The following is a 16,708-nucleotide window of genomic DNA, read 5'->3' as shown; positions in this document are numbered from 1 at the left end:
ATCGACTCCGATCTCAGCCATGCCTGCGTTCAAAATCAGCCATAAAGCTGATCAATACATCTACCGCCTGTTCAGGAACCGCATTATAGAGGCTGGCGCGCATGCCACCTACCGAGCGATGACCCTGAAGGTTCATCAGATTTGCCTCTTCCGCTTCGCGCAGAAACACCTGATCGAGACGACTGTCTGCCAGAGTGAAGGGCACGTTCATGATCGAGCGATTGGCTTTGGCCACCGGATTGGCATAGATGCCACTGCCATCAATCGCGGCATACAGCTTGGCAGCCTTGCGATGATTGACCTGACCGATCGCCTCCACCCCCCCCTGGTTCTTGAGCCACTGAAACACCAACCCTGCCAGATACCAGCCAAAGGTCGGCGGGGTATTGTTCATGGAACCGGCATCTGCATGCAGTTTGTAGTCATACATGGAGGGGGTACCCGGCAGCGTATTGCCGAGCAGGTCGTCACGCACAATCACCACCGTCAGCCCTGCGGGCCCGATATTTTTCTGTGCGCCGGCATAGATCAGACCGAAGCGATCCACCTTTATCGGCTTGGCCAGTATGTCGGATGACATATCTGCCACCAGCGGGCGACCTGCCGCATCGGGAATATAATCAAACTCAACACCACCGATCGTCTCGTTTGTGGTGTAGTGAAGATAGGCCGAATCATCACTCAGACGCAGCTCATTCTGAGCAGGCGCTGAGGTAAAGTTGTTGCTTTCGGTGCTGGCCACTACATTTACGTCGCAGTAATGCTTTGCTTCGGCAATCGCCTTCTTCGACCAGATGCCGGTATTGATGTAATCCGCACGACCATTACCGCGCAACAGATTCATCGGCACCATAGCAAACTGACTGCTCGCACCACCCTGGAGGAACAGCACCTGATACTGCTCCGGAATCTGCATCAATTCACGCAAATCCCGTTCAGCCTGCTCCGCCACCGCAACGAACTCGTCGCTGCGATGGCTCATCTCCATGATCGACAGACCCGTTCCCTGCCAATCCAGCAACTCCTGCTGCGCCTGCTGCAACACCTCTTCCGGCAGTGCAGCTGGACCTGCACTGAAGTTATACTTCCGCGTCATCTGCCACACCCTCTGACTCGCCGTCAATCACATCGATCACATCGATCTCTTCAGGCTCTTCAATGCGAGCCAGACCTACCAACTGCTCATCTTCAGACAGACGAATCAACATCACGCCCTGAGTGTTACGGCCCAGTACAGAGATCTCATCCGTACGGGTACGCACCAGTGTGCCACGGTTGCTGATCAGCATCACACCGTCGCCTTCGAACACCTGTACCGCACCAGCCAATGCACCATTACGCTCAGTACACTGCATCGCGATAACACCCTGACCACCACGACCACGCAGCGGGAAGTCTTCCACTGCCGTCTGCTTGCCATAGCCCTTCATGGAGGCGGTCAATATTTTGCCGCCTTCGCGTGGAATGATCAGTGAGATCACCCGCACATCACCACTGATGCGCACACCACGAACACCACGAGCGGTACGACCCATCTGGCGCACATCACCTTCGTGGAAGCGGATCGCCTTGCCGGCGCTGGTCATCAGCATCACATCATCATCACCGCTGGTGATGGCAGCACCGATCAGACGGTCGCCATCCACAACATCCAGTGCAATCAAACCACTGCTGCGAGGGCGAGAGAAGCTGGTCAGTGGTGTTTTCTTGACTGTACCAAAACCGGTCGCCATGAAGACGAAACGATCTTCGGTGAACTCTTTGACCGGCAGAATAGCCGTGATGCGCTCATTCTCAACAAACGGCAGGATGTTCACGATAGGACGACCACGTGATGCACGACTGGCCGGTGGAATCTCATATACTTTGAGCCAGTAAACCTTACCCAGGCTGGAGAAGCAGAGAATCGTATCGTGCGTATTGGCAATCAGCAGATGCTCAATGAAATCCTCATCCTTGATCGCCGTGGCAGACTTGCCTTTACCGCCACGACGCTGCGCCTGATAGGCATCCAGCGGCTGAGTCTTGGCATAGCCACCGTGGGAGATGGTTACCACCATATCCTCTTCGGTGATCAGATCAGCCACTGTCAGATCCTGTTGCGACGCCATGATTTCAGTACGACGCTCATCCTGATACTCATTAACCAGTGTCGCCAGCTCTTCACGGATCACTTCCATCAGACGCTCGCGTGAGCCGAGGATGTACAGCAGCTCAGTAATCTTGTCGACCAGCACCTGGTACTCGGCAATCAGTTTCTCATGTTCCAGACCGGTCAGACGATGCAGACGCAGATCCAGAATCGCCTGCGCCTGAACAGGTGACAGATAATAGTAGCCTTCACGCATGCCAAACTGCGGTTCCAGATCTTCTGGACGACAGGCATCTTCACCGGCTTTTTCCAGCATGGTCAGCACACTGCCGGGCGCCCAGCGCTCTGCAATCAAACGTTCTTTGGCATCATTCGGCGTGGGCGATTCCTTGATCATTTTGATCACAGGATCGATATTAGCCAAGGCAACCGCCAGACCTTCGAGAACATGCGCCCGCTCACGCGCCTTGCGCAGTTCGAAAACGGTACGACGCGTGACAACTTCACGACGGTGGCGAATAAAGCATTCGAGCATCGACTTCAGATCGAGCGTACGTGGCTGGCCATCGACCAGCGCCACCATGTTGATCCCGAACACACTCTGCAGCTGCGTCTGGGTGAAGAGGTTGTTGATGATCACCTCGGGCACTTCGCCGCGACGCAACTCAATCACGATGCGCATGCCGTCCTTATCGGACTCGTCACGCAGCTCGCTGATCCCTTCGACCTTCTTCTCTTTTACCAGATCGGCGATCTTTTCGATCAGACGCGCCTTGTTCAACTGATAGGGTATCTCCGTGACCACCAGCATCGGACGACCGTTGCGCGGGTTATCTTCGATATGGTGTTTTGCACGGACATAGATACGGCCACGACCGGTACGATAGGCCAGCAGAATCCCTGCACGTCCATTGATGATGGCACCCGTCGGGAAGTCCGGACCGGGAATAAACTCCATCAGATCATCGACAGTGAGCTCAGGGTTGTCGATCAACGCGACACAGCCACGCACCACTTCACCAAGGTTATGCGGAGGTATGTTGGTCGCCATACCGACTGCGATACCAGCAGAGCCATTCACCAGAAGATTGGGGACGCGTGTCGGCATGACGGCGGGAATTCTTTCCGTGCCATCGTAGTTATCAACAAAGTCGACCGTTTCCTTATCCAGATCCGCCAGCAACTCATGCGCAATCTTGGACATGCGAATCTCGGTATAACGCATGGCAGCCGCAGAATCGCCGTCAACCGAACCGAAGTTACCCTGACCATCCACCAGCATGTAACGCATCGAAAAGTTCTGCGCCATCCTGACAATCGTGTCGTAAACGGCACTGTCGCCATGCGGATGGTACTTACCTATTACGTCACCGACCACACGGGCGGACTTCTTATAAGGCTTATTCCAGTCATTGCTCAGCTCATTCATCGCAAAGAGCACGCGACGATGAACCGGCTTCAGGCCATCTCTGACATCAGGGAGGGCACGACCCACGATCACGCTCATTGCGTAGTCAAGGTATGACTGTTTGAGTTCATCCTCTATATTGATCGGGAGGACTTCTTTGGCTAGATCACCCATTCGTTCAGCTTTCCTTGATTCGGTCTGCTCACACACCGCACCGGCGGCAATTCAATAGCCGGCAATTGTACCATAAAGCAGCCAAATGGTGCCTCCTGATAGTCACATTTCAGTGACTTATCCTGATCCTCATCAAGCGTCGCGCTGTCCCCTCCGGATTGCGGGTGTTAGAATTGCCGGAAGCCGCCAGGATTTTGAGAACCGAAGATGACAGAGCCTCATACACAGAATATTGATCCATCCGAAATCGCCAAGTTTGAAGAGCTCGCCAGCCGCTGGTGGGATCGCAACAGCGAGTTCAAACCGCTGCACGATATCAACCCACTCAGAGTCGGATTCATAGACCGCATTGCACCTCTTGCAGGCAAACGCGTACTGGATGTCGGCTGCGGTGGCGGCATTCTCTCGGAATCCATGGCCGCCAGAGGCGCCAGCGTCATGGGAATCGACATGGGTGAAGCTCCCCTCAAAGTCGCCAGACTGCACGGGCTTGAAAGCGGCATCCAGGTCGATTATCAACGCATGACCGTTGAAGAGCTGGCCAGCACACATGCCGGCACCTTTGATACCGTCACCTGTATGGAGATGATCGAGCACGTTCCTGATCCATCATCCATCATCAAAGCCTGCTCGCAACTGGTGAAACCCGGTGGACACCTGTTTCTATCGACACTGAACCGCAACCCGAAGAGTTATCTTTTTGCGATCCTCGGAGCAGAGCGCATTCTGAAACTGGTCCCTCAGGGCACACATGACTTCAACAAATTCATCAAACCCGCGGAGCTGGCGGAATGGGTACGCAGCAGCGGCCTGAGCATCACCGAGATGACAGGACTGGTGTACAACCCACTTACCCGCACCTATCGCCTTGATCCCAAAGATGTTGATGTGAACTATATGCTGGCAACACGCAAACAGGGCCACTCATGATGGCGCTGCAGTCAGCCCTGTTCGATCTTGATGGCACACTACTGGACACCGCTCCCGACTTCCACCAGGTGATCACTCAGCTGCTGGCAGAGGAGGGCCGCCCGGCGATCAGTTATGAGGCAGTCCGCGCCGAAGTTTCTAATGGCGCACGCGCACTGGTCAGTCGCGCATTTGATCTATCACCGGAAGCTCCCGGATTCAACGAACTGCACCAGCGCATGCTGGCCCTCTACGCCAGCCAGCTGACACAGCACAGCCGACTGTTTGACGGCATGAACAACCTTCTTGAGTGGCTGGAGAGCAACCATATACCCTGGGGCATCGTCACCAACAAGCCATCACTCTACACCCTCCCCATACTGGAAGGTCTGCAGCTGCAATCTCGTTGCGGATCAGTCATCTGCCCGGATCATGTCAACAAAACCAAGCCCGATCCCGAAGGCCTGCTGATGGCATGCCGGGAGTTGAACGCAGAGCCCGGTCACAGTGTCTACATAGGCGACCACCGGAGAGATATCGAAGCCGGAAAGGCCGCAGGCATGATCACCATTGCCGCCGCCTATGGCTATATAGACCCGCGCGACCCTGTCACTGACTGGAACAGCCACCATACGGCCGTTGACGCGCACGAGATTCTTTCCCTGCTACAATCAATGAATGAACACTCATCGCCTGCCTGAGGCAGCTGCGATAACGGATGAAAAAGGACCCTGACCGATCATGTTTGCATACAGCGCACCCACCGATCTGCTGAAAGATCGCATTATTCTGGTCACTGGCGCAGGTGATGGCATAGGCAGAGAAGCAGCCCGGCAGTTTGCTGCCCATGGCGCTACCGTCATCCTGCTGGGCAGGACCACTGAAAAACTGGAATCTCTATATGACGAACTGGAAGCTGCCGGCTATCCACAACCAGCCATCGTACCGCTGAATCTGGAAAGTGCTGGCGAGCACGATTTCATTGAACTGTGCAACACACTGTATCAGGAGTTCGGAAAACTGGATGGCATTCTGCACAACGCCAGCCTGCTTGGTGTTCGCACACCTATCGAAAACTACGACCCAACCATCTGGCTGCAGGTGATGCAGGTTAATGTCAACTCCGCCTTCATGATGACCCAGACTTTGATGCCGTTGTTGCGAGCCTCAGATGACGCATCAGTGGTCTTCACCAGCTCCAGCGTAGGACGCAAAGGTAAAGCCTACTGGGGCGCTTATGCCGTCTCAAAATTTGCGACAGAAGGAATGATGCAGGTACTGGCCGACGAGTTGGAAAACTCCGGCAACATTCGCGTCAACTGCATCAATCCCGGCGCCACTCGAACCAATATGCGCGCCAACGCCTACCCGGCTGAGAATCCGGAAAGCAACCCCACCCCTGCCGAAATAATGCCCCTGTATCTTTATCTGATGGGGCCCGACAGCAAAGGCCAGAACGGCAGCACACTGGACGCACAAGGCAACGGACAACCACTGTGACAGCAACTGAAAAGAAAAGCCCGGCATCATAGCCGGGCTTTTCAATTCAGCGCGCGTGACGCTTACCGACAGAGCGCACCTTGCCCGTTTTACGCTTCTGCTTGACCTCCTGACGTACGACCCGCTCTTTATCAGCCGACTGACGCACACGCTGCTTTTTATGCAAACGCTCATCTGCTGCACGCTGAATCGGCGTTCTGACCACGCGACTGGTATCCTGCTCGAGACCCATCTGCAGCGCCAGCACATTACACGCCTTGCGATCCATTTCCTTCCAGGTTCCAACCTTGATATCGCTGGGCATAAACACTGGCCCGAAGCGAACCCGCTTGAGACGGCTGACCTTGAGCCCCTGAGACTCCCACAGACGCCTGACTTCGCGATTACGCCCTTCCATCACGACGCAGTGGTACCACTTGTTAGCACCTTCACCATCAAAAAACTGCACATCGGTAAAGTTTGCCATACCATCATCGAGCAGCACGCCTTTCTTCAGGCGCTCCAGCATCTCTTCATCCACTTCACCCAGCACACGTACCGCATACTCGCGATCAATCCTGGCAGAAGGGTGCATCATCTTATTGGCCAGCTCACCATCCGTGGTAAAAATCAGCAATCCTGTGGTGTTGATATCCAGGCGTCCGACCGCAATCCAGCGACCCTGCTTAAGCGGCGGCAAGGCATCAAAGACCGTCGGCCTGCCTTCAGGATCATGGCGCGTACACACTTCACCCAAAGGCTTGTTATACAACAGGACACGGCGCGGCTCTTCGCCGGCAAATACCAGCTCCACCAATTTGCCATTCAGCGACACCTTATCCAGAGGCGTCACACGATCACCGAGGGTTGCCACTACCCCATTCATGCTGACTTTTTTTTCTTCAATCCAACGCTCCATCTCACGACGTGAGCCAAAACCGGAGCGCGCCAATACTTTTTGCAGTTTTTCACTGTCCATGACGCAACCTTCAATAAGACGTAAAAAGCCCCACAGGAAACCTGGAGGGCCGGTATGACAATATTAACAGAAGCTTACAAGATCAGGCCGATGGCAACTGCTCTTTGGAAATACCTTTGGATTCCATATACTCTTTAAACACAGTTGGCGTACGCCCTCTGCCTGACCATTCATGACGCTCACCCTGAGCATCAACGATAGAATACTTTGCCTTGACGCTTTTACGCTGCAGAGAATCACCCACCTCAGCCAGATCGCCAAGCTCGAGACCCGCTGACTGCATTGCTTTGCGTATTTCTTCAATCTTGGCTTTTTTCTCTTGTTCGACAGCCTCTCTGGCAGCAGCTTCATCCAGTTTTTCCTGGAGAATATCAGACAGGTCACCGATAACCTTTTCGATATCGCCAACTGATATTTCCTGCACCTGCTTTCTCAAAGAGTTTTTGCGCGTAAGTACTTTAATAAAGTCTGACATGATAATTAATTCCGGATTAGCTGTTTACTGAGAGATAAATATAAAACCAATTATCTAGATATATCCAAATATTGCAAGTGATGCACAAAAAAATACCACCCCAATACATTCAAATACATTCAACCAGCCACTAAAGCTTAAATGAAATGGGCAACATCTCCCGCTCCCTCTCTCATAAGCTCAGGAACGTCACCGGTCAGATTAATAACAGTTGTGGCTTCCATACCACAAAAACCACCATCAATAATCAGATCCACCTGATGCTGCAGTGTATCTCGCATGTCGTAAGGGTCGGTCAATGGAAGATCATCACCCGGCAGAATAAGAGAAGTACTCATAATCGGCTCACCCAGTACATCCAGAAGATCAAGAACGATCTGATTATCCGGAACACGCATGCCGATGGTGCGCCTTTTAGGATGCAGCAGGCGTCGGGGCACTTCCGTCGTGGCGTTGAGAATAAAGGTATAAGCGCCAGGAGTATGAGCCTTAAGCAACCGATAAACCTGATTATCGACCTTGGCATAAGTGGAGATAACAGAAAGATCACGACAGACTAGTGTGAAGTTATGCTTATCATCCAATTGCCTGATCTGCTTTATCCTATCAAGTGCCTTCTTATTCTCCAGGCAGCAGCCCAAGGCATAAGCACAATCTGTAGGGTAAATTATAACGCCACCCTGGCGCAAAATTTCAACCGCCTGAAGAATAAGCCTCTTCTGAGGGTTATCCTGATGTATCTGAAAAAACTGGCTCACGACTTTACCTCAAGCGATCTGAATAACACTTCATGGACGACATGGGATCACAGTATAACATTCAACGCATGTAACAGATGCCCTTCACCTATCGGCAACGGAGGAAAACGCCCCAAAGCAGACCAGCGATTATTATTGGAATGGAAGTCACTCCCCCCGGAAACAAGCAACCCTCTTTGTGATGCGATACGCTGCAACTCACGCGTATGATCAGGAATAACACCGGGATAACTAATTTCCAGACCATCCCCTCCCATAGACTTAAAATCATCACAGAGCTGGCGGATTTTGGTAAACGTCAGGTTGTATTTTGTAGGGTGAGCTATAGCCGACAACCCCCCAGCTGCCTTAACAACACTCACGGCTTCTTCAATATTCGGCCAGTCCACCTTTACATCACCCGCTTTATTTCTACCGAGGAAGCGCTCAAAAGCCTCTTGCGCAGTTTCAACGATACCCGCATTAATAAGGGCAGCCGCAAAATGAGGCCGCCCTATCTGCCCACCCGCTGCAATCGCGAGTGCCTCCTGGAGTAAATTCGGCAAGCGCTTTTGCTCCAGCTTTCTGGCTATACGCTCTGCCCTCTCCAGTCGCAATGCATCAAGGCGCGCGAGATAAGGCTTGAAACATGAAGAGTCGGCATCAAAACCCAACCCCAACACATGAATGCAGTGCCGCTGCCACGTGCAGGTCAACTCAACTCCATTAATCAAACTCAACGCTTTATCAGACACCGCAGCACGAGCAGCCTCAAGCCCTCCGAGCGTATCATGATCGGTCAACGCCAGATAAAGCACACCACGGGCGTCAGCCTCATCAATCAATTCAAAGGGGGATAACAGACCATCAGAAGCCGTGCTGTGGCAATGCAAATCATATACTGGCTGCTTTATTTCCGAAATGCCCACCACTACCTCTTGACTGAAAATTGAAATCGACTTCAGGGGTTGATCACTGACATTATAATCGCTGATGATAGATTCAACGCATTAATTAATAAAAATTGAACTTATCTGCCCGGAGAACGTCATGTATTATGCCATTATTGCAGAAGATGCAGCGAATAGCCTGGATGCAAGGATGAAATCCAGACCGGCACACCTGGAACGCCTGCAAGCACTGAAAGAACAAGGCCGCCTCCTGCTGGCAGGGCCACATCCGGCCGTCGACCAAGACGACCCGGGACCTGCCGGCTTTACCGGAAGCCTGGTGGTTGCAGAGTTTGAGTCGCTTCTGGCTGCCAGAAACTGGGCAGATCAGGACCCTTATCTTCTTGCAGGGGTATACGAGAAGGTGACTGTTAAGCCGTTTAAAAAGGTATTACCTTGAATTCGCTGTAATCTGATATACTCTTTGAGTATTATATAACTGTATCAGTTGAGCCCGGCAACCGCTATGGTTAAACTTAGGTGGTTTAACTTAGGTTAAGGTTAAGGCTGTTCTAATAGGCTGAAATTGATAACTGACTGACCAACATCCAACCTGGCACAAGGAAATGATGATGAAGAAAATTGCAATTGCTGCTGGACTGGCACTGGCACTGGGCGTAACCAGTGTACAGGCTCAGGTTCCCGGCTATGCCGCTAACTCTACCAACACTGTATGGCGCACTACGCTGAACGACTGCTGGAAAACCTCTTCCTGGACACAGGACAAGGTTGTAGAAGGCTGCCCAGGCTACGTTGCCCAGGCTGAACCAGCTCCTGCTCCAACCCCAACTCCTGCTGCGCCTGCACAGACAATGATGGAAGTTGAAAACAAATTCGCTTTGTACTTCGACTTCGACAGCACTCGTGTTGGTGATATCTCTACCATCGTCAGCCACATTGGTTCCATGGCCAGCGTTGAAAGCATCAACCTGGTAGGTCATGCAGACCGTATCGGTCAGGTAGCCTACAACGATCGTCTGTCTCAGCGTCGTGCTGATGCCGTCGCTGCCGCTCTGACCAGTGCAGGCGTTGATGGATCTAAAGTATCTACCAGCTCCATGGGTAGCCGTTCACCTGTTGCTAACTGCACAGGCCGCGGTGCTGAGCTGATCTCTTGCCTGCGCCCAGACCGTCGTGTTGACGTCGAAATCAAAGGCACAAAGAGCAACTGATCCAAAGCTAACGCTTTGACAGTACTCAAAACAGGAGCCTATGGCTCCTGTTTTTCGTTATACCCCTCGTAACAGCCCTCTCGCGACATCTACGATTGAAAAAAGTTCTATATTTCGTTATAAAGTGCCCTCAGGAATTCTACAAACCACCAAAAGGACAAGGTCGCCATGGATGCAACCTCCAGCGGTACAGTTGTTACCAACCAACCCTCTCCATCCCAGCCAAGCACTCGTCAGGCACAAGTCAGTTTCACTGGCCGCTCAGGTGAATACTTCGGCATCTGGATAGTAAATATATTATTAAGCATTCTGACGCTCGGCATATATAGTGCCTGGGCAACAGTACGCACAAACCAATACTTCTATGGCCATACACGGATTGAAAATCACGCTTTCCGTTATCTGGCCACTCCTATGCAGATACTGCGAGGGCGCCTGCTGGCTGCCGCTATTTTCGTCTGCTACTTTGCCATCTCCCACTTTTTCCCGCTTGCAGGAGTCATATTACTTTTTGTCCTGTTCATCGCCTCACCCTGGCTCCTGATTATGTCGCTGCGCTTCAATCTCAGAATGACCAGCTATCGCCAGATAAGATTTGCATTTCATGGACGCTTCATTGAAGCCTTTCTGATTTTTGCCGTACTGCCAATCGCTTCAGCCCTGACTCTGTTTCTTGCACTACCCTGGGTGTTCAAGAAAATGGACCAATATATCTATAGCAATATCAGCTATGGCGGCAAACCACTTCAGTTCAGAGCAGGTGCCGGTAAATACTATGTCGCCTCATTTGCCAGCGTTGGTGCCGTATTACTTCTGGGGTTCATTTTTGGTATCGGCGTCTTTGCATCACTTTTCCTACTGGATAATGGCAAAGATCTGGCACCCCTTATCCCCTTCATCGTCATTCCGTTCTATTTATTGACATTCAGCCTTTCCGGAGCCATCTATGGCGGCATAGTACGCAATCATATTTACAACAACAGCGAACTGGATGGGGTCAGCAGTTTCCACTCCAACGTCAAAATAATGCCTTACGCATGGCTGCTCATGAGCAATTTTCTCCTGCTGATCATCAGCCTGGGACTTGCTTACCCCTGGACATGCATCCGTAAAAGCAGATTTCTGGCCAAAGCTACCGCACTGAATATTCAGCCGGAGGCTGACACCCTAATTGATACGGTAGAACAAAAAAGCTCAGCAACCGGCGAAGAAGCAGCAGGATTCTTTGATGCCGACATCTCGCTTGCGTGATCAGATGCTTCGTATTGAGGGCAGCTTTCAGAATGCCAGAGCCGCGAAGGCCTACCATGCCTTCGCCGTTCTGGAGGATGGCAGGATTGAAGTGTTCGATGCTGATACCGACCAGCGTCTGCATGAAGCCGCATCCGATCAATATCTCAGCGGCAGCATCATTCCAGGTCTGGCTGTAGATCTGAATTTTTCAGATGGCGCTGTGTTCACACCTCTCGACACAGGATTCCGCTGGCCACATCAGAATCGCAGACAACGACTGGCTGCGAAACTGGAAACCAACCGGTTCAGTATTCTACTGGCAATTGTGCTATCACCGATTCTACTATGGTGGCTGCTGGCTCATGGTATCCCATCGCTGGCAAGCGCAAGCGTCGTACTGGTCCCTGATGATGTCAGCAAGCAGATGGGGCAACAGACTTTTGTTGCTTTACGTGAAACGGCCCTTGCTCCCTCGCAGTTGCCGCCTGACACCCAGCAAACAATCAGGGATAACTGGAATAGTGCCCTGAGCCAGTTAACACTGACTCATCAACACTACTCACTGCATTTTTTCCATTCAGATCTGTTCGGCGCAAACGCTTTTGCTCTGCCAGATGGAACAGTCATTATCACCGATGATCTGGTCAATCTACTCAGCAACCAGCCGGATGCGATACTGGCGATATTGCTACATGAGATCGGCCATGTGGAACATCAGCACAGCCTACGCCTGGTTGCCCAGTCACTTGGCTCAGCAATGGTATTCGGCTTGGTGTTCGGTGACCTGGAAACCGTATCGGAACTGTTGCTCGGTGCGGGAAGCAACCTGCTGCATAATGCATTTTCGCGGGATATGGAGCGTGAAGCCGACGACTTCGCCATCACTCATCTACAGACACTGGGCAAACCTGCCAGCAGCTTTGCCGATGCCATGAGTGCACTGATAGAGAACACTGATCTCAACGAAGAAGACGCATCTCCCCTGCTGAAATATCTCAGCACGCACCCTGAAACTTCTGAAAGAATTGGGCGTGCATTAACGCAGGAAAAATGAACGAAGGAAGTGAAGGAGAAGGGTGAGGCAATATCCGCCTCACCCTTTTTACATCAAGATACAACAGAGGTGGATCAGCCGATCCAGACTCTGGCATTACGAAACATCCTCATCCACGGAGCATCTTCCTGCCACTCATCAGCGCGCCAGGAGTTCTGCACCGCACGGAATACCCGTTCTGGATGCGGCATCATGATTGTCACTCGACCGCCCGCAGCCGTAAGACCCGAAATACCCTCAGGTGAACCATTCGGGTTGGCCGGGTACTGCTCGGTGACACGTCCGTAATTATCAACATAGCGCAGGGCCACTTTGCCGGAGCGTTCCAGCGACTGCAGCTGCTCTATACTCTTGAACTCGGCGCGCCCTTCACCATGCGCAATCGCAATCGGCATGCGTGAACCACTCATACCCTGCAGGAATATAGACTCACTCTCCTGCACTTCAACCATCGCAACACGCCCTTCAAACTGCTCGGAACTGTTACGCACGAAGTGTGGCCAGAGCTCAGCTCCCGGTATCAGATCATGCAGATTTGACAACATCTGACAACCGTTGCAAACACCCAGCGCAAACGCATCTTCGCGCTGGAAATAGGCCGCGAACTGATCACGCGCACGCTCATTGAAGAGTATCGACTTGGCCCACCCCTCGCCTGCACCCAACACATCACCATAGGAGAAGCCCCCACAGGCAACCAGACCACGGAACTGATCCAGCGTGACACGGCCCGACAGAATATCACTCATATGCACGTCGATCGCAGCAAACCCCGCACGATCAAATGCAGCCCCCATTTCTACCTGACCATTGACGCCCTGCTCACGCAGAATAGCAATACGCGGAGCTTCTCCACGATTGATGAAAGGCGCAGCCACATCATCATTCAGATCGAAACTCAGATGCGCATGCAGGCCTGGATCTTCACGATCAAGCAGTTGATCAAACTCCTGCTTTGCACCCACAGGATTATCACGCATAGCCTGAATTCTGTAGGAGGTCTCGGCCCAGCAACGCTGAAGCTCGACACGGCTACGGCTGTAGATCTCATCATCGTCGAGGAAAAGGTTGATATGATCATCCGGATTGGTGCTTCCGATAACCGCGACACAATCACTCAATCCGGCAGCATTAAGCTCAGTGAGTACCTGCTCGGCATGTTCACTACGGATCTGAATAACGGCACCTGGCTCCTCTGCAAACAAAGCGGCCAACAGATCTTGTTCATTTTCTACCAACAGATCCAGATTGATATCCACACCACAATGACCGGCAAAGGCCATCTCGGCCAGCGTGGCCATAAGACCACCATCGGAGCGATCGTGGTAGGCCAGCAGAAACCCCTGCTCGTTCAACTCTTGAATGGCCGCAAAGAAAGCAATCAGCAACTGCGGATCATCCAGATCCGGTACATCCTGCCCAACCTGGCCATACACCTGCGCCAGTGCAGATAGACCCAGACGATTACGACCCTTGCTCAGATCCAGCAAGAGCAGATCAGTCTGTCCCTGATCGGTGCGCAGCTGTGGCGTCAGCGTCTTGCGTGCATCCAGTACCGGCGCAAAGCCGGAGATAATGAGCGACATCGGAGCGGTAACACTCTTGCTCTCATCACCTTCACGCCACACGGTACGCATCGACATGGAGTCCTTGCCTACCGGAATCGTGATACCCAACTCAGGGCACAACTCCATACCAACCGCACGAACCGTATCAAACAGCTTTTCATCTTCACCGGGATGACCTGCCGCACACATCCAGTTGGCCGAGAGTTTGATATCGGAGATGTCGCCGATTCTGGCTGCAGCAAGGTTAGTGATCGTTTCCGCAATGGAGATACGACCGGACGCCGGCGCATCAATCAGCGCCAGCGGCGTACGTTCACCCATCGCCATCGCTTCACCGGCATAGGTATCATAGGACGCAGTTGTGACAGCGCAGTCCGCCACAGGCACCTGCCAGGGGCCGACCATCTGATCACGTGCCACCTGACCGGTAATGGTACGATCACCAATCGTGATCAGGAAGGACTTGGAGCCGACTGCAGGCAGTCGCAACACGCGCTCGATGGCATCATCCAGCTGCAAACCTGCAGTATCAAAAGCGGGCAACTCATAGGTAGCACGCGTAACACTGCGATGCATCCGTGGCGGCTTACCGAACAACACACTCATCGGCAGATCAACCGGCTTGTTCTCAAAGTGCTGGTCATTCAGCAGCAGATGCTGATCGCCAATGGCTTCACCCACGACGGCAAAGGGGCAACGCTCGCGTTCGCAGATGGCACGGAACCGATCCAGATCTTCCGGATTGACCGCCAGCACATAACGCTCCTGAGCTTCATTACACCAGATTTCCAAAGGTGACAGACCCGGCTCATCATTATTGATGTTGCGCACTTCGAATGCACCGCCACAGCCACCATCCTTGACCAGTTCAGGGAAAGCATTAGACAAGCCACCCGCACCGACATCATGAATGAACGCAATGGGGTTATGATCACCCAACTGCCAGCAGCGATCGATCACCTCCTGACAACGGCGTTCCAGTTCAGGGTTTTCACGCTGTACTGACGCAAAATCAAGATCTTCCGCCGAACTGCCGGAAGCCATGGAGGATGCTGCACCTCCACCGAGACCAATCAGCATCGCAGGGCCACCCAGGCAGATCAGCTTGGCACCCGGGGTTATCTCACCCTTTTCAACATGACTGTCACGGATATTACCCAGACCACCAGCAATCATGATCGGCTTGTGATAACCACGCACCTCCTCACCTGCAGCGCCATTTACCTGCTGCTCAAAGGTACGGAAATAACCATTCAGATTGGGGCGACCAAATTCGTTATTGAAGGCCGCAGCACCAATCGGACCCTCAATCATGATATCCAGGGCCGATACGATACGATCCGGCTTACCATAATCCGACTCCCATGGCTGCTGGAATCCCGGCAGATTGAGATCGGAAACAGTAAATCCGCACAGTCCCGCCTTAGGTTTGGAGCCTCGACCGGTTGCACCCTCATCACGAATTTCGCCGCCTGAACCGGTCGCCGCACCCGGTCGTGGCGCAATGGCCGTCGGGTGGTTATGGGTCTCGACCTTCATCAGAATCTGAATAGCCTCATGATGATAAGCATACTGGCAGCTTTCAGGATCGGGAAAAAATCGCCCTGCGTTACTTCCCGCAATTACAGCAGCATTATCTTTATAAGCCGAGAGCACATTCTCGCCGCCGACCTCATTGGTATTCTTGATCATGCCGAACAGAGACTTTTCCTGCTGCTCGCCATCGATATCCCAGGTGGCATTGAATATTTTGTGACGGCAATGTTCAGAGTTGGCCTGTGCGAACATCATCAACTCGACGTCACTGGGGTTCCGCTCCAGCTCGATAAAACTCTGCACCAGATAATCTATCTCATCGTCAGCCAGCGCCAGACCCAGGTTGTTATTGGCCTCAACCAGTGCCTCACGACCTCCTGCCAACAGATCAACATGCGCCAGTTCACGCGGTGTTTCATGGCGGAAGAGCTGCCCAGCCTGATCAATAGAACTGAACACCGCTTCAACCATGCGATCATGCAGCACGACTTCTATGGATTGACGCTGTTGCTGAGTCAGTGCACTATCAACATCAATGTAGTAGGCCAGCCCTCGCTCCAGACGCAGAATACTGGTCAGCCCACAGTTATGCGCAATATCACTGGCCTTACTGGACCAGGGGGAGATGGTACCGGGACGCGGAGTGACCAAAAACAGGTCTCCGCCTGGCTCTTCAGCCTGAGCCGAGGGTCCATAACGCAGTATATGTTCCAGCACTTTGATTTCATCCTGAGTCAGATCAGCCTCAAGATCGGCAAAGTGAACATATTCCGCATAGACACCAGTAACCTGGCTCGCCAACGCTTGCAGTGAGGTTAGCAGTTTATCATGACGGAAAGCCGAGAGAGCGGGTGCTCCACGCATAACGAGCATGTTGATTTCGAGCCTCTTGAAAGGGCCTGCAAGCAGGCATTAACAGCGGGAAACTAAGTGCATAGTTTA

Annotated in this window: 14 protein-coding genes; 7 read left to right on the top strand and 7 right to left on the bottom strand. The window is 52.6% G+C overall.

The window, feature by feature from the left end; genetic code table 11:
* Positions 1-13: 13 nt before the first annotated feature.
* A complete protein-coding gene (gene serC / locus ACK3CJ_RS03845; protein ID WP_409525103.1) occupies positions 14-1,096 on the bottom strand; it encodes a 3-phosphoserine/phosphohydroxythreonine transaminase in 1,083 nt (360 codons plus the stop codon).
* Positions 1,080-3,674: a DNA gyrase subunit A gene (gyrA, locus tag ACK3CJ_RS03840; protein WP_409525102.1), complete on the bottom strand. Its 2,595-nt coding sequence runs from the start codon at positions 3,672-3,674 to the stop codon at positions 1,080-1,082. The genes serC and gyrA overlap by 17 nt, the downstream gene beginning before the upstream one ends.
* A 207-nt stretch (positions 3,675-3,881) precedes the next feature.
* On the opposite strand from gyrA, the gene ubiG reads away from it, so the two are divergent.
* The 3 genes from ubiG to ACK3CJ_RS03825 are packed head-to-tail and all read left to right on the top strand — an operon-like array spanning position 3,882 to position 6,083.
* Entirely contained in the window at positions 3,882-4,604 is a 723-nt protein-coding gene (ubiG, locus tag ACK3CJ_RS03835; protein ID WP_409525101.1) for a bifunctional 2-polyprenyl-6-hydroxyphenol methylase/3-demethylubiquinol 3-O-methyltransferase UbiG, read from the top strand.
* A complete protein-coding gene (locus ACK3CJ_RS03830; protein WP_409525100.1) occupies positions 4,601-5,284 on the top strand; it encodes an HAD-IA family hydrolase in 684 nt (227 codons plus the stop codon). The genes ubiG and ACK3CJ_RS03830 overlap by 4 nt, the downstream gene beginning before the upstream one ends.
* A 40-nt stretch (positions 5,285-5,324) precedes the next feature.
* A complete protein-coding gene (locus tag ACK3CJ_RS03825) occupies positions 5,325-6,083 on the top strand; it encodes a YciK family oxidoreductase (protein WP_409525099.1) in 759 nt (252 codons plus the stop codon).
* A 46-nt stretch (positions 6,084-6,129) separates the two neighbouring features.
* On the opposite strand, the gene rluB is transcribed toward ACK3CJ_RS03825, so the two are convergent.
* The 4 genes from rluB to ACK3CJ_RS03805 form a co-directional block, all read right to left on the bottom strand.
* Entirely contained in the window at positions 6,130-7,041 is a 912-nt protein-coding gene (gene rluB / locus ACK3CJ_RS03820) for a 23S rRNA pseudouridine(2605) synthase RluB (protein ID WP_409525098.1), read from the bottom strand.
* Positions 7,042-7,123: 82 nt separating this feature from the next.
* Entirely contained in the window at positions 7,124-7,516 is a 393-nt protein-coding gene (locus ACK3CJ_RS03815; RefSeq protein WP_409525097.1) for an H-NS family nucleoid-associated regulatory protein, read from the bottom strand.
* A 137-nt stretch (positions 7,517-7,653) separates the two neighbouring features.
* Entirely contained in the window at positions 7,654-8,274 is a 621-nt protein-coding gene (locus tag ACK3CJ_RS03810) for an L-threonylcarbamoyladenylate synthase (RefSeq protein ID WP_409525096.1), read from the bottom strand.
* A 47-nt stretch (positions 8,275-8,321) separates the two neighbouring features.
* Positions 8,322-9,182 carry a PHP domain-containing protein gene (locus tag ACK3CJ_RS03805; RefSeq protein WP_409525095.1) on the bottom strand — a complete coding sequence of 287 codons (861 nt, stop codon included), beginning with the start codon at positions 9,180-9,182 and terminating at the stop codon, positions 8,322-8,324.
* A 121-nt stretch (positions 9,183-9,303) separates the two neighbouring features.
* Between ACK3CJ_RS03805 and ACK3CJ_RS03800 the strand changes: the two genes are divergently transcribed.
* The 4 genes from ACK3CJ_RS03800 (at position 9,304) to ACK3CJ_RS03785 (ending at position 12,662) form a co-directional block, all read left to right on the top strand.
* The gene (locus ACK3CJ_RS03800) at positions 9,304-9,603 is read left to right on the top strand and encodes a YciI family protein (RefSeq protein WP_409525094.1); all 300 of its coding nucleotides are present in this window, start codon (positions 9,304-9,306) and stop codon (positions 9,601-9,603) included.
* A 172-nt stretch (positions 9,604-9,775) separates the two neighbouring features.
* The gene (locus ACK3CJ_RS03795) at positions 9,776-10,375 is read left to right on the top strand and encodes an OmpA family protein (RefSeq protein WP_409525093.1); all 600 of its coding nucleotides are present in this window, start codon (positions 9,776-9,778) and stop codon (positions 10,373-10,375) included.
* Between the two features lie 168 nt (positions 10,376-10,543).
* Positions 10,544-11,626, top strand: coding sequence for a YjgN family protein (locus ACK3CJ_RS03790; protein WP_409525092.1), 1,083 nt, complete (start codon positions 10,544-10,546; stop codon positions 11,624-11,626).
* Positions 11,604-12,662 carry a M48 family metallopeptidase gene (locus tag ACK3CJ_RS03785; RefSeq protein ID WP_409525091.1) on the top strand — a complete coding sequence of 353 codons (1,059 nt, stop codon included), beginning with the start codon at positions 11,604-11,606 and terminating at the stop codon, positions 12,660-12,662. Before ACK3CJ_RS03790 ends, ACK3CJ_RS03785 begins: the two co-directional genes overlap by 23 nt.
* 74 nt (positions 12,663-12,736) lie before the next feature.
* Here ACK3CJ_RS03785 and purL read toward each other — a convergent pair whose 3' ends face one another.
* On the bottom strand, positions 12,737-16,639 hold the full coding sequence (purL, locus tag ACK3CJ_RS03780) for a phosphoribosylformylglycinamidine synthase (RefSeq protein WP_409525090.1): 3,903 nt from the start codon (positions 16,637-16,639) through the stop codon (positions 12,737-12,739).
* Positions 16,640-16,708 lie beyond the last annotated feature (69 nt).

The sequence above is a fragment of the Nitrincola salilacus genome, from assembly GCF_046271865.1.
In the GTDB taxonomy this organism is placed as follows: Bacteria; Pseudomonadota; Gammaproteobacteria; order Pseudomonadales; family Balneatricaceae; genus Nitrincola; species Nitrincola salilacus.
Note: the sequence above shows the minus strand (reverse complement) of the source record. Positions and strands in the feature narration are given on the sequence as shown.